General features: G+C 67.9%; 11 protein-coding genes. 4 read left to right on the top strand and 7 right to left on the bottom strand.

Features of this window, described 5'->3' with window-relative positions; genetic code table 11:
- The first annotated feature begins 100 nt into the window (after positions 1 to 100).
- On the top strand, positions 101 to 1,327 hold the full coding sequence (locus ACFCVM_RS07815; protein ID WP_375835553.1) for a hypothetical protein: 1,227 nt from the start codon (positions 101 to 103) through the stop codon (positions 1,325 to 1,327).
- Positions 1,328 to 1,447: 120 nt separating this feature from the next.
- Here the strand turns inward: ACFCVM_RS07815 and ACFCVM_RS07810 are convergent, their stop codons facing one another.
- The 5 genes from ACFCVM_RS07810 to ACFCVM_RS07790 all read right to left on the bottom strand — a co-directional run bounded on the left by ACFCVM_RS07810 (position 1,448) and on the right by ACFCVM_RS07790 (position 5,916).
- Entirely contained in the window at positions 1,448 to 2,368 is a 921-nt protein-coding gene (locus tag ACFCVM_RS07810; protein ID WP_375835552.1) for a G5 domain-containing protein, read from the bottom strand.
- A 105-nt stretch (positions 2,369 to 2,473) separates the two neighbouring features.
- Positions 2,474 to 3,346: a YDG/SRA domain-containing protein gene (locus tag ACFCVM_RS07805; protein WP_375835551.1), complete on the bottom strand. Its 873-nt coding sequence runs from the start codon at positions 3,344 to 3,346 to the stop codon at positions 2,474 to 2,476.
- A gap of 113 nt (positions 3,347 to 3,459) precedes the next feature.
- Entirely contained in the window at positions 3,460 to 3,861 is a 402-nt protein-coding gene (locus ACFCVM_RS07800; protein ID WP_375835550.1) for a (deoxy)nucleoside triphosphate pyrophosphohydrolase, read from the bottom strand.
- Between the two features lie 20 nt (positions 3,862 to 3,881).
- Positions 3,882 to 5,519, bottom strand: coding sequence for a DNA/RNA helicase domain-containing protein (locus ACFCVM_RS07795; RefSeq protein ID WP_375835549.1), 1,638 nt, complete (start codon positions 5,517 to 5,519; stop codon positions 3,882 to 3,884).
- Between the two features lie 76 nt (positions 5,520 to 5,595).
- Positions 5,596 to 5,916, bottom strand: coding sequence for a nucleotide pyrophosphohydrolase (locus ACFCVM_RS07790; protein ID WP_375835548.1), 321 nt, complete (start codon positions 5,914 to 5,916; stop codon positions 5,596 to 5,598).
- A 182-nt stretch (positions 5,917 to 6,098) separates the two neighbouring features.
- Between ACFCVM_RS07790 and ACFCVM_RS07785 the strand changes: the two genes are divergently transcribed.
- Both ACFCVM_RS07785 and ACFCVM_RS07780 read left to right on the top strand, forming a co-directional pair.
- Positions 6,099 to 7,403 (top strand): hypothetical protein, encoded by a 1,305-nt coding sequence (locus ACFCVM_RS07785; protein WP_375835547.1) that lies wholly within the window; start codon positions 6,099 to 6,101, stop codon positions 7,401 to 7,403.
- A 111-nt stretch (positions 7,404 to 7,514) separates the two neighbouring features.
- Positions 7,515 to 7,787, top strand: a complete 273-nt coding sequence (locus ACFCVM_RS07780) for a DUF4242 domain-containing protein (protein WP_375835546.1) — start codon at positions 7,515 to 7,517, stop codon at positions 7,785 to 7,787.
- A 31-nt stretch (positions 7,788 to 7,818) separates the two neighbouring features.
- Here ACFCVM_RS07780 and ACFCVM_RS07775 read toward each other — a convergent pair whose 3' ends face one another.
- Complete coding sequence (locus ACFCVM_RS07775; RefSeq protein ID WP_375835545.1) at positions 7,819 to 10,713, bottom strand: AAA family ATPase; 2,895 nt, start codon at positions 10,711 to 10,713, stop codon at positions 7,819 to 7,821.
- 167 nt (positions 10,714 to 10,880) lie between these two features.
- Between ACFCVM_RS07775 and ACFCVM_RS07770 the strand changes: the two genes are divergently transcribed.
- A complete protein-coding gene (locus tag ACFCVM_RS07770) occupies positions 10,881 to 11,153 on the top strand; it encodes a hypothetical protein (RefSeq protein WP_375835544.1) in 273 nt (90 codons plus the stop codon).
- A 76-nt stretch (positions 11,154 to 11,229) separates the two neighbouring features.
- Here the strand turns inward: ACFCVM_RS07770 and ACFCVM_RS07765 are convergent, their stop codons facing one another.
- Positions 11,230 to 13,425: a glycosyl hydrolase 53 family protein gene (locus ACFCVM_RS07765; protein WP_375835543.1), complete on the bottom strand. Its 2,196-nt coding sequence runs from the start codon at positions 13,423 to 13,425 to the stop codon at positions 11,230 to 11,232.
- Between the last annotated feature and the right edge of the window lie 3 nt (positions 13,426 to 13,428).

The raw sequence follows: 13,428 nt of genomic DNA, 5'->3' as shown, positions 1-13,428 counted from the left end.
CCGTAGCGTGCTTCGAGCGGCGAACTTACGATGGATCATGGCCGGGTTCCGGATCGGGCGCAGACGCCCTGCGCAACTTCTCGAGGTCCACGACGCTGACTTGGCGAAGCAGGCTGGGCAGGTCCTCGTCGTCACAGACGACCGCATTCGAATCGCCGCCGAAGAGCTCGCCTTCGCCGAGGCCGAGCTGGGGGCCGACGCCACCACGCCACTGAGCGAGGTGCTCGTCGAGGTTCGCAGACGCTTGAGTGACGCGTTCCGTCTGAACCGGCTCAATCACGATGCGATCCCCGGCACCGTCGACGAAGTGCGCGCTCGCTACCTGCGCATCGTGGAGCTGTGCGGATGGGTCGACGACGTGCTCGAAGAGCACACCTCCGGACTCGCCGACCGGATGCGGCGGGCGCGGCGCGCGCCCGAGATCATCGCCGGTGTGGGAGCGGACATCGAGAGCCTGCGCCCACGGATCCCCGTCGCGGGCGACACCATCGAACGGCTTTCTGCTCGCTATGCGCCCGGGGCGCTGGGCCAGATCGAGGCGAACCCTGCGGAGGCCGATCAGTTGCTCGGGTTCGCCGAGCACAGCGTGCGCGTGGCCGAGCGGCGGCGATCGGCAGGGCAGCGCGAGCAGGCGAGCATCGCGCTCGAGGCATCCGTCGAATCGGTGCGCCGAGCAGCGACCCTCCTCGATGCGGTGGAGACCTTCGAGGTGGAGGCGTTGCGAGCGGAGTCCGCGCTGGCCGCGATCGTCGAGGATTCCCGTCGGGATCTCGCCGCGGCGCTCGAAATGCCCCGCTCCCGCCGCGTCGCAGACGCGATCGGCGAGCTGCAGGCAGCCCTCGCCGCCCTCCCGCCGACCGGCGTCAACACGAACCCGTTCGCCCACCTGAGCCGACTGCACGACGCTCGCGGGGTGCTGGATGCCGCCATCACGTCGGCCCGCGAGCGCGCATCGGATCTGATTCCCCTGGTCGACGACCTGCCCCACGCGATCAAGGACGCAGACCGACAGCTCGACATCGCCCGGGATGCCATCGCCGCTCACCCGGGATGGATCAGCCCCGAGGCGCTCACGAGCCTGGCCGAGTCCGAGCACGCCCGGATCGATCTCGGCCACTTCCTCGGCGGCTCGGGGGCGGTCATCGCCACGACCGACCTGGAGCGCCGAGAGCAGGTGATCGCGATGGCCCGGCGGATCGCATCACTCGCGAGCGAGTCCCTGCAGCGGGCTCGGAACGACATCGAAGCGGCGCGGCGTCATGCGCGACCGCTCGGGTCGCGTGGCCGGGCCGGATCGGTCGCCGACGAACGACGCCTCGTGGGCTGAGCGGCTCGAGGGATTGCGTTGATCTTCGCCCACCTCGGTCGACGCGAGATGGGCGATGATAATCACCCCAAATTCAACGAACGAAAACGCGAACAGTCCCACAACTAACGAGGGACGGGACTACGCGTCGCAGGCGATGCCGTCGCCGTCTCGGTCGAGGTCATAGACGTCGGATCCAACGATCCATACAGGCCCCTGCACATAGTCGGGCCCGTTGCCACTTCCTCCAGCACAGTCGACGTCAGACGAGATCGGTACGCAGGCACCCTCGTAGTTTGGGTCGCATCCGTTGTTGGCGGGCGGCGGGGGAGGCGGCTGGCGGGAACCGACCGCAATGACCTCGTTCACCGGCTGCACGGCGATGACTTCTTCGACCACTTCTCGCGAGACCTCAACGCCATCGACCTCAATCACTCGTATCCGAGTAACCTTCTGGCCGTTTGCGCCGGGAGTCGCCACAGCTGTGAGGCCCACGTCAAGATTCGGGTCGTCGATGTTCGATGTCGTGAATGCGATGGGAGCCTGCTCCTCGATAATCACTTCCTTCCGCACGGGAGTAGGTGTCGGAGTTGGCGTCGCAGCCCGCGGCGCACTCGTCGGGGCGTCGACGAAAGTCGCGACCTGCTGTGCGGCTGGTTGGCTCGCTGTGAGAGCGGCCCCACCGATGCTTGACGCGAGTATGCCTCCGACGAGAAGCGACACGGCGACCGGGCGTGTTCGAATGCGGAGCCGACCGATTGGACCTTTAACGACAGCAAATAGGCCGATTGCGACGGCAGCGAGGCCAGCGATGAGAAGCAACGCGGCGGGGCCCCAGAAGGCAAGGATGACCACAACGACTACGGAGAAGGTGATGATCGCAGCCTTCAGATTGCCTCCTCGCGTCGCTGTCACCGCGGCGACGGGCCCCTCCGGTGTGGGTCCGCGGTCGATCACTGCCCCAGTGGTCGCATCAAGATAGAAGTCGGTCCACTGCTCGCCATCCCAATATCGCCGCTGGCCCGAACCGTCGTCGAACCAGCCTTTCGCAGCAGCGGGCATGGACGTACTCCTTCGGACGGGTCTCCCGCGACGCTAGCCCGTCAAACGTCAGGGAGCGCGCCCCAGTACTGGGGGCCTGTTGAGTTTCCTTCCCGATGTCGGGCGTTACCTCACCCGCCAGAGAGACCGGTGATACTCCACGTTCGCTGAATCGACGCGGTGATCACGACGCCATCGCAATTGCTCGATCGGTTCATTCGTGTTCGCGTCGATGGCCACCATGTCGTTCGAGATGTACATGCCGCCAATATCGAGCTGAGTGTGGTGGTTTGGACAAAGGCACAGCAGGTTGTTGCGGTCGTCGTGACCTAGGTGAGGTCGGCCAAGTGGACGAACATGCGCGCCCTCTGCGTAGAGGCGTCCTTCGTACGCCCCGATCTGAATCCCACAAACTTGGCAGGAGTAGTCATAGAGCTTCTTGATGGACCGCGACATCGCGGTATCACGAATGCGTCGTGAGACTGTGACGTTCCGGAATGAAGGGTCCAGTTCAATCTTCGGCGCGGGCTCGACGGCCGTCTGCTCTTCGATCGCGTCCAGGCGGTATAAAACAACCTGAAAACCGTTGGTGCCTTCATCAGTCCACCAAGATGAAACGCTGTAAAGGCCTGAGTAGACGTATCCGTTCGGCGGGGCGAATGGTGAGCCCTTGTGGGGTCCGCGGATGACTCGCACCGGGAGCCCCCGAACCATGCTTGTGATGAGGCCGGCGTTCCCGGGGGCGTCAGGAGTCTGGTCCGCGATCTGCCGTCGCGAGTTCGGATCTTTGCCGCCGTGGCCTGTGTAGATGATGTAGGCACCGCGGTCCTGATCGTCGGCGTACCCGCCGGAGACGACGATAGAGTCAGCGCCTTCGGCGGCGGTGCCACTGATGCCCGCCTGAAGCGGGCGATGGACGAACGCATCGTGCAGCTCGCGACGGTCGATGAAGAACTGCCCGGCATGAACGCCGTCGGGAGTGCCGAAGAATCGAGCCATGCGTGAACCGTATTCGCTACTGCAGGAACGACGCGCTCAACACGCCCGAGGCGGTGGCGAGCCTGCGGTGACACTAAGGCGAGACCACAGTGTCGCTAACACAAGCCCCGCGTCTAGCTACTCGACCGGGCGATAAGTGCGGCAACTGCAGGAAGGTCCGGTTCTGCCCAGTCGAGACTTACGAGCTCGTTGAGGTCGAACCAACCAAGCCGATCGTGGTCCGTGCTTTGAACCGGTCGACTGTCGAGGAGGGTCACTTCGTACGTGGCCAAATCGATGATGACGTCACCGACTCTCGTTTGAGATCGATCCAACAGATCACCGACTGCCACGTCTACCTCAAGCTCCTCATGCAGTTCTCGCGCGAGAGCGGCTCTTGGGTCTTCGCCCACCTCGATTTTTCCGCCAGGGAACTCCCATCGGCCGGCCGCTGCTTTGCCCGGTGCTCGACGGCACGCGAACAGCTGCCCTTCGTCGAAGATCGCACCGGCGACAACCTCAAGCTCGACCGTCATGGCACGAACCTATCGTGCGGTCAGACCGCGATGAACTGCCGGAGGTGGTTTCGGAGATCCGGATCGCACACGTACACAAAGGTGCCACGGGCGCCGCGCGTGAGCAGGACACCGTAGATGTTGCTCACGAGTCGGAGCAGATCGTCGTCGTCGTATTTGATGCCGAGCCGAGGGTTGTTCTCCTTCCCTTTCGTGTCGTGGTAGCTGGCACGGTCAAAGATGAGCTTTCGCTGGAGTGGGTCGTAGCGCAGATCAGGCCCGATGATTACGCCGGCGTAGTTGAGGTCGTATCCCTGCACGGTATGAATCGAGCCGACCTCGTCAATAGCACCTCTTGAGTTGATCCAATCGACCGCGGTGCGGTTCCATTGCAGGTGGCACCCGTCCAACTCGATGTCATACTCCTTCGAGTTCTTCTTGCTCCGCCACGGCCACGCGAATCCGGCTACGAGCCGGGCGAGGCCACCTGCCGCATCCTTCTCTCGGAGCTGCTGGCACATGTCGAGCAGGTTGTCGTAGAGGCGGAATTCGTATCCAGGGAACTCCTGGTAGGAAACGTCTACTGCCGGCTCAGGTGAAAGGATACGGCGGACGTAGTCGACATAGTCGGCGCCCCCTCGAACGCGCATCTGAGACCAGAGCGGATAGACCCTCCCCTTTGCCTTCGTTGACCTCACGAGGCCGTTCAACGTCTCGGTCGGAAGATCGGCTGGCCGAACGCGCTGTGCGCTATCAAGCAAGAAGAGTTGATGGCGGCTCTGGGCAATGATCCAGTCGAGCTGAGTCCACGACGTATCGTCCGATCCGAAGAGCTGAAGATTGATCTCAGTGAACTTGGCGTTGAGCACGCCTGATGCCTGATTGGCGCGCTGGTTCAGGCGGTGTGTTTCGTCGACGATGAGGATATCGAATGGGTCGTTGCTTTCGCCGACTTGGAACGGCGACAGCACCATGTCGGCGCTCAGACCTGGTGTTCGGGCGAACACCTGCCTGATTGAAGCGCGCAGCGACTGTTGCGGAACGACGAGCGCGATTCGTAAGTCCTCGAGAAGCTCACGGTGACCCTCGGCAAAGAACTCCGCGAACATGGAGTCGCCGCTGAGGTCCTCGGGGGCGGGGATAGTCGCGATGTCTCGAAGAAGCTTGGTCAGGTAGATCGCGACGATCGTCTTCCCAGTGCCTGGGTCGCCCTGGACAACGATCGTGCTCGGCTGATCCGTCTCAAGATCGAGAAAGAGCCCTTCGAGGATGTCCTCCATTGCAATCGCCTGATCTGGGGTGAGGGCCTTGAACGGCGAGAGCTTGAACAGATCGCTGTTCATGATCTCCGCCACTGGTCTCTCGAAGACGTTCGCCGCACGGAGCTCTTCGAAGATCTCGTCGAATTTGTCGCGGTAGTTGGCTCGGTCGAAGTAGTCGGAATCCGTAATGCCGTCATTTCGATTCAGCACCCGGTACTTGCCGTCGCCGGCGAGCAATCGAATCAACTGAGACTCAAGGTCGAGGCAGACAGACTTGTTGAAGGTCTCGTCGAGGATGACCCGGACGTCGTCGAGATGCTGCTTCTCTGGAGCGGCAAGATGCTGCCGCATCCGGGCAGCAAGATTGACTGACTCACCGACGTACACATCACGGGAGCCATTGAGGGTGTAGACCACAGGCCAGTTCGAATAGCGGGCATCGAGGTGCGAGAGCGACCTGACGGATTCGGAAACGAATGGAATGCGTTTGACCCTAGAGTTCGTCATACTTCACAGCCCGACCACGCGCTTTCTCGACGGGATACTTGAGCTTGGTCGACGCCAACTTTGCGAGGACGATTTCGTTCGGGTCTACCCCGAGTGCGTCCGTGAGCAGAAGACAGTACGTAAGTACATCGGCGAGTTCGGCGTGGACGCGTGTGGGTTCCGGCTCAGCTCCCCATTGGAAGCACTCGAGTAATTCCCCAGCCTCAATCGCGATGCTCTTCGCAAGGTTCTCCTGAGAGTGGAACTGGCCCCAGTCGCGCTCCGCGACAAAGGACCTCAGTGCGTTGATCACGGCCTCGTCAGTCACGTTGTCACCGTAACAGCGGAGCAATTGCCGGCATCGACCGGCACTCGGCTTGTTTCCACATCTGCAGCTGCAGCGTTGCAGTCTCGTTCCCAGCCGCTACGCCCGGGACCATTCCATATGATGAACAGACCGCTGCGAAGAAACTGATCCGTGCGCGAGTCACCAGGAGTATCCTCACCCCCATGGGGCGATTCATCGTCCCGGCACTGCACCAGGTCATCGTCGACCTGGCCGATGCCGGCGCCGACACCGAGCTGCTCGCGGCAACGCCGGGCAGCAGCCTCAGCACGGCCATTCTGCCGATCATCGCGCTCGTCGCTTCGCTGACCGCCGCGGTCTGCGTCGGCACGCTCGTCGTCGCGTGGCTGCGGCCGCCCCCGCCGGGCGATGCGCTGGCCATCGTCGACGCTGAGACCGCAGGAGTGCTGCCGGTCGGGTTCGTGTCGGGGGAGGCCGCGACGCGGTGGCTGCCCGCGACGGTCGTGCTTCTCGCTGTCAACAGGGTCATCGCGATCGAGGATCGCCGCGACATCCGTGAAGCCGCCGACCTTCCAGAGGGGGAGCGAGGGCGGGCGAAGGACATCCGTCTGGTGTTCGACGGCGACTATCCGCTGGCGGCTCGCAGCGACGTCGAGAACGAGGGCGCCGACGGCACGGTGATCGCCATGCTCGCGCCTGGACTCGTGGGCGGGTCGCGCACGCTTGCGCGTGGCACGAGCGTCGATGTCGACCGGGTCGTGAAGAACAACCCGCAGCTGCTCGCGGTCACGCGCGACGGGTTCCGCGACGCGGCGGCCTGGTATCGCGAGAAGCGCCCCGGCCTGCGATTCCGGGTGACGACGTACGCGGGCCTCACGGGCGTGGTGCTCGGGTTCATCAGCCTCACACTGCGCGACGATCCCTCGAAGTCGGTCGCCTGGAGCGCGATCGTGATCGGCGCGGCGGCGGTCGCGGTGCGCGTGTTCCTGCCGCGGGCGATTCCGCTGAACGCGGCCGGCATGCAGTTGCGCGCGCGGGCGAACGAGCTGCGGGCGGCGATCGAGGGGGCGGATGTCCCGTCCGTCGCCGCAGGCGAGAAGCTGTTGCCGTGGGCGGTCCTGTTCGGCGAGGCATCCGTGCTGCGCAGCTTCGCGGAGGTCGCGGCGACGTCGGGCACCGCGCCGACTTGGTACCGCTCGACGGCCCCGCTCTCGGTCGATCGCCTCGCGTCGTGCCTCGCGATTATCGCGGCCGAACTCGTGCAGCCCATCGGCGTGGGCGGCGGCCTGCTTCAGCGCACCGACGACTCCCGATTCGGCGTGCCGATGATCGCCGACACCAAGGGGTGGGGCGGCGGGTACCTCGCGGGCGGCGACGGCACGTTCGGCGATGGTGGTGGCGGCGGATACGGCGACGGAGGCGGCGGGTTCGACGGCGCAGGCGGCTTCGACGGGGGCGGCGGCTTCGACGGCGGCTTCGGCGGCGGCGACGGTGGCGGGGGCAACTGAGCGACCCGCGGCATCCGATCCAGCGCCCCGCGGCATCCGATCCAACACACTGAGGCCGCCGCGGCGCATCAGGAGTAGCCTGTGCCCCACACGCGCAAAGGGGGACTACCGATGCCGTACTTCATCATCGAGCGCAACTACGCCGAAGACGTTCCGGTGCCGCTCGAAGCCGCCGCCGACATCAACCTCATCAACGATGAAGAGGACGTGCGGTGGCTCTACTCGTTCCTGTCGGTCGACCGTCGCAAGAGCTACTGCCTCTACGAGGCGGCGTCGATGGAGGCGATTCGCGCGGCGGCCGTGCGCGCCGGCATGCCCGCCGACGTCATCACCGAGGTCGACGGTCGCATGATGCCGACCGGACTGCTCGCCGCCGTCGGCTGACGGCAGCCGGCACACGACGGCAGCCGCACGCCTAGACGGCGTCGCCCGCGAGCCCGTGCTCGCGCGCGAACATCGCCGCCTGGGTGCGGTTGACCGCCCCGATCTTCGTCAGGATGTTGCGCACGTGGTTCGCCGCCGTGTGCTCGCTGATCACGAGCGCCGAGGCGATGTCGCGGTTACTGCGCCCCTCGGCGATGAGCCCGATGACCTCGCATTCGCGCGCGGTGAGTCCGTTCGCGCCCCCAGCGGATGCCCCGGTGCCGGCGTGGAGCGCCCGCAGCACCTTCACGAGGCCCGCCGGCTCGGCGATCGCGAGTGCTCGGGTGGCGAGTGCGCTCGCCGCGGGCGATCGGGGGTCGGCCCGGCGCAGATGCGCCGCGTGGGCGGCGAGGGCCCGGGCGGCATGGAGCGAGGCGTCGCTGCGGTCGGCGAGGTCGAGCGCGGCGTCGAAGCGTTCGCTGGGCGAGCCGAACCCGCAGAGGGACTCGACCTCGCCGAGGTAGCAGTCGGCGGCGCCGAACGGCGCGATGAACAGGCCCGACATGAGGTTCAGCCCCGCGTACTCCTCGAGCCAGGGGTGCAGCACCGCGGCGGTGGCGGTGTCGCCCAGCCAGAGCGCCGCCTCGGTCATGAACACGAGGCGGGCGGGCCAGTCGCTCGAGTTGCTCGGCTCGGCCTCGGTGTGCTCGAGCATCCACGCGAGCGTGCGGCGCGCGGGCCGCTCGAGTTCGAGCTCGGTGTAGAGCGCGAGCAGCCCCGGCGCCCACCGCTCGGTCGGCGACTCGTCGCCGCTGATGAGCGGCCGCACGGCGTCGAGCCGGCCCGACTCGCGGCGCACCATGTAGTCCTGCAGCGCGCTCGCCGCCGACGTGGCGTCGCCGCGGAACACGCTCTCGCGGCGCCGAGCCCGCCGCGCGGCCGTGTCGGCGCTGTCGAGACGGCCCGCGACGAGGGCGCGCGTGTACCGCACGCACTCGATCCAGTAGCTCCAGTGGCGTTCCCAGTTGCGGCTCATCTCATCGAGCTCGCGTTCCGAGTCGTCGAGGCCGACGCGATCGCCGACGAGGTACGAGAACGCCGCGTGGTGCATGGTCGCTGCACCGTGCCAGTCGTTCTCGGCCGAGCGGGTCAAGCCGATGAGCTCCGCGGCGCGCTCGAGGCGCCCGGTGATGCCCCGCGGCCGGAGCGTGAGCGTCACCGAGGCGCGCAGGGTCGCCGCGAGCAGGTGCTGGTCGCCATGGGCGCGGGCGAGGGCGACCGCCCGAGCCGCGATCGGCTCGGCCGCGTCGATCGCGCCCGTGAACGCCGTCGCCCGGGCGAACGCACCGAGCGCCTCGATGTAGAGCGGATCGTCGTCATCGGCCGGCACCGCCTCGAGCGCATCGGCGAGCATGTCACGGGCACGGAATCCGGGCAGACCGGGGCGCCACGAGGCATCCTCGTAGCCGATCGCCGCGCGCAGGCGCTGCCGCGCGTTGCCCACCTCGCTCGCCTGGCCGAAGAGTGCGCGGGCACGAGCGGTGTCGGCGGCGAGATCCCAGCACTCCGCCGCACGCAGCAGCAGATCGGCGCGGTTATCGGCGTCGGGCGTGATCTCGGCCGCCCGCACGAACAGCGCGCCCGCGTCGTCGTGCGCGATGCGGCCCTTCGCGAGTTCGGCCGCCCGTGCGAGATACGTGACCGCCCGATCGCCGAAGCCGAGGGCGCGCGCCGCCGTGTAATGGTGCGCGAGCCGCTGCACGAGTCGCGGCGCTGCCGGGAAGTCGGCCTCGAGCGTCTGCGCGATGCGCGCGTGCGTGCGCAGCACCTCGGTCGCGGGAATGACGTCGATGATCGCCTGCCGCGCGATCGCGTGCGTGAAGCGGTAGTGGTCGCCCGCGCGCCGCGGCGGCTCGATGAGGCCGCCGCGCACCGCGGCATCCATCGCCCCCAGGGTCTCCTCGACGGATGCCTCGCTGATGCCGAGCACTTCGGTGAGGTCGACCTCCTGGCCGAGCACGGCGGCGAGCACGAGCACCGACCGCTGGGTCTCGTCGAGCCGGGCGATGCGCGAACGGGCCATGTCGCTGACCGTGTCGGGCAGCTCGATGACGCGCTCGCCGCCGTGCCGATCGGCCTCGACCACCGGGCGCCACATCGCGCGCAGCAGGAACGGATTGCCGCCCGTGAGCTCGTGCAGCACGTCGGCCGAGTCGAGTGCGCGCTCGCGGGGGAGCCCGGCGCGGGCCACGACGTAGTCGGTGATCTCATCGACGGTGAAGGGCGCGAGCGCGATGCGCTGCACGCCGTGCAGCCGGGCGAGCGGGGTGAGCGAGTCGGCGAGCGGCTGCGAGCGGTCGGGCGGTGAGTTGCGGAACGTGCCGACGAGCAGCACCCGCCGGTCGGTGGTGCCCTCGACGACCCGGCTGAGCAGTCGCATGGCCGCCGGCCCCGCCCAGTGCAGGTCGTCGAGGGCGAGCACCACCGGGCGGGTCGTCGCCGCCGCACGCAGCACCTCGACGACCGCGGTGTACACGCGCTCCTGCCCGGTCGAGCGGTCGGCGGCATCCTGATCGGCCTGCTCGAGCACCCGTTCGAGCAGCTCGACCGATTCGAGAGCGGATGCCGCGGCGGCATCCGCTCGGTAGGCCGGAAGCACTGCTCGCAGCGGTTCGTCGAAGGGCTCGAACGGGGCGCCGATCTCCTGGATGCAGGAGCCGGTGAGCACCGCCGCACCGCTCGCACTGAGCCGGGTGCAGACCTCGCTCACGAGCCGGGACTTGCCCGACCCGGCGTCGCCGCTGATGAAGACCGCCCGCCCGGCACCTGCGAGCGCGTCGGCCCATGCGGCATCGAGCGCCGCGACTTCGTCGTGTCGCGCGATGAACGGGGGCTGGCCGGAGGTCGTCCAAACCGCCGGCAGCGCCGGGGCGGACCAATCCCGCATGCCCCTCACGATAGTCCGCGGTCGCGCGCACGGCGATGACGCGAATTGACTACGCGAGCGTGCGCTCGAAGATGGTCGGCTCGCGTCATGTGGCGCGGCCGCGCCCTTCCTACCGTGAGTCCCAGCGGTGCTCTTCCAGGAGCCCGCATCACGGAAGGAAAGGGATCATGAACGCACGTGCGTTCCTCATCATCCCGGCCGTGCTGACCCTGGGCGTGCTGGCCGGTTGCGGCCAGACCGACGGCGGCACCGGCGGGGGAGCGGGCGACGGTTCGACCCGCGTCAAGATGGGGTCGACCGAGGTCTGTCACATGGCCGCGTACATTCGCGAACGGGCCCCCGAGGGGCTCTGCGATGGGGCCGGGAATGCCCCCGCGACCGAGGACGTCGAGGGAGCCGTCGTCGTGGACGACGACCTGTCACCGCTGAGGGGCGAGTGAGGTGGCGATCGAGACCAACGGCTGAGACGACGAAGGTGGGCGGATGCTGCGGCACCCGCCCACCTCGTCGTGCGGCCTACTTCTGCTTGATCCGCTTGAGCTGTTTCACCGCCTTCTCGACGAGCTTCGTCACGTCCTTCACATCGCGCGCCGTTGCGCGGGACCCCGCGAGCACGACCTCGCCGGTCGCGACGGCGTCGTCGAGGTTCGCGAGCGAGGCATCCGTGTACTTCGATCGATCGACGGCCGCGGCACTCGCGAGCGCCGCCTCGAGCTTCGCGGTGTCGGCCGGGGCGGCCGACGACTCGGGAGCGACCAGCCGCACCTCGTCGAGCACGCCCCATGCGCCCGCCGACAGCGAGAACTCGGCCGCGATCTCGACGATGCCGTCGGCGCCGACGACCACCTGGGGCACGGTCGCAGTGTGGAACTCGTTCCACGCCGTGAACTCCATCGGTGCGCTCCACGATCCCGCCGAGGTCGTCGCCGAGAGCACTCGGCTGTCGGTCGACGGGCTGTTCGTGCCCTGCGTCGTCGCCTCGAGCACGTAGGTGCCGGCGGGCACGCCCGTGAGGGTCTGCTTCGCCGACGTCTCGTAGGCCCAGCCGTTCCAGAACGTCACGCCGAAGTCGCCGGCCGATGCGTCGGCGGTCTCGGCGCGCGCCGCCGGCTCGGTGAGCCGCCACGCGCTCATGTCGCTCGCCTCGAAGCCGGGGTTCTGCACGAAGTTCGGCGCGACCACGTCGACGGTGGCCACCACGCGCAGGCCCGACTCGGTCGTGCCGGGAATCGAGTAGGAGCCCGGCCCGCGGATCCACTCGACCGCACGGCTCCACTCGACCGACGGATGCTCCGTGCTGCCGTCGTTGAAGTTCACGGCGATCGTCTCGGGCAGGCTCACCGGCGAGCCATCCGTCACGGTCACCGCGACCGGCTCGATCGTCGTGATCGCGCGCGGGGCGACCGCGCCGGTGACGACGTACTCGAAGGTGCGGAGGGACTCGAGCGGCGTGCCGTCCCACGCGAAGAGCGACTGGTTGTCCCACGCCGAGCCGCCGTAGAACTCGCCGACGTGCACGGGGTCGTAGTCGCTCGCGGCGCTCGTCGCCCAGCCCGAGCCGTCGCGCTCCCAGAGCACGCGGTTCGCCTCGACCGCTGCGGCGGGGCCGACGGGCAGCCAAGCCGGCTCCCAGTAGAAGACGCCGAGGCCCGCGTCGCCGACGGCGGTGACCGCGGCGATCACGTCGCGCAGCTGCGTAGCCTGGCCCTGCACGCTCACGGGGTACTGACCGGTGGTGCCGGCCGCGCCGATGACGTTGCCGTACCCGTCGCCGTCGTCGAGGGTGCGCGCCCACGACGTCTCAGCGACCATGACCTGCTTGCCGTAGCTCGTCGCGATGTCGCTCAGCACCGAGGTGAGGTTCTCGGTGGTGCCGTGCCAGAACGGGTAGTACGAGCTCGCGAAGACGTCGTAGTCGACGCCGAACTGCGCGAGGCCGGCGGCGTAGGTCGCGTAGCGGCCGGGCGTCTCGGGGTTCGTGAAGTGCACCGCGACGAGCGCGTCGGGCAGCGTCTCGCGGGTGGCGGCGCTGCCCGCGGCGACGAGCGCCGCGAACTGGGCGTCGATCTCGCGGCCCGGGCGGGTGTGCCCGGCGATGGCGTTGTTCGTCTCGTTGCCGATCTGCACCATCGAGACGTCGACGCCCGCCGCCTCGAACGCCTGCAGTGACGACACGGTGAAGTCGTGCAGCGCGGTCACGGTCTCGGCGTCGGAGAGCCCGGCCCAGGCCTTCGGCGCGAGCTGGCGGCCGGGGTCGGCCCAGAAGTCGGAGTAGTGGAAGTCGACGAGCACCTCGAGGCCCGCCGCGGTCGCCCGCTGCCCGATCTCGACGGCGCGCGCGACGTCGACGTCACCGCCGCCATAGCCGCGTCCGGCCGCGTCGAACGGGTCGTTCCAGACCCGCACGCGCACGGTGTTCACGCCGTCGGCCGCGAGCACGTCGAACAGGTCGGCGGGCGCCCCCGACTCGTCGCGGAAGACGACGCCGCTCTCTTCGAGCGAGAGCACCGTCGACACGTCGACGCCGTTCACGAAGTCGGGCGAGAGCCCGTCGACCTTCTCGACGGAGATGCCCGCCTCGACGGGGCCGTCGCCCGGGGCATCAGCCGATTCGGATGCCGCGGCCGCCGAAGCGCCGGCGGGTATCGCGATCAGGGTGGCGAGCGTCGCCGCAAGGGCGGCGGCCCCGGCCCTTCTTGGATGTCTCTGCACGAT

This window comes from Agromyces sp. NPDC056389 (genome assembly GCF_042262385.1).
In the GTDB taxonomy this organism is placed as follows: Bacteria; Actinomycetota; Actinomycetes; order Actinomycetales; family Microbacteriaceae; genus Agromyces.
This window is presented reverse-complemented; position numbering and strand designations above follow the sequence as displayed.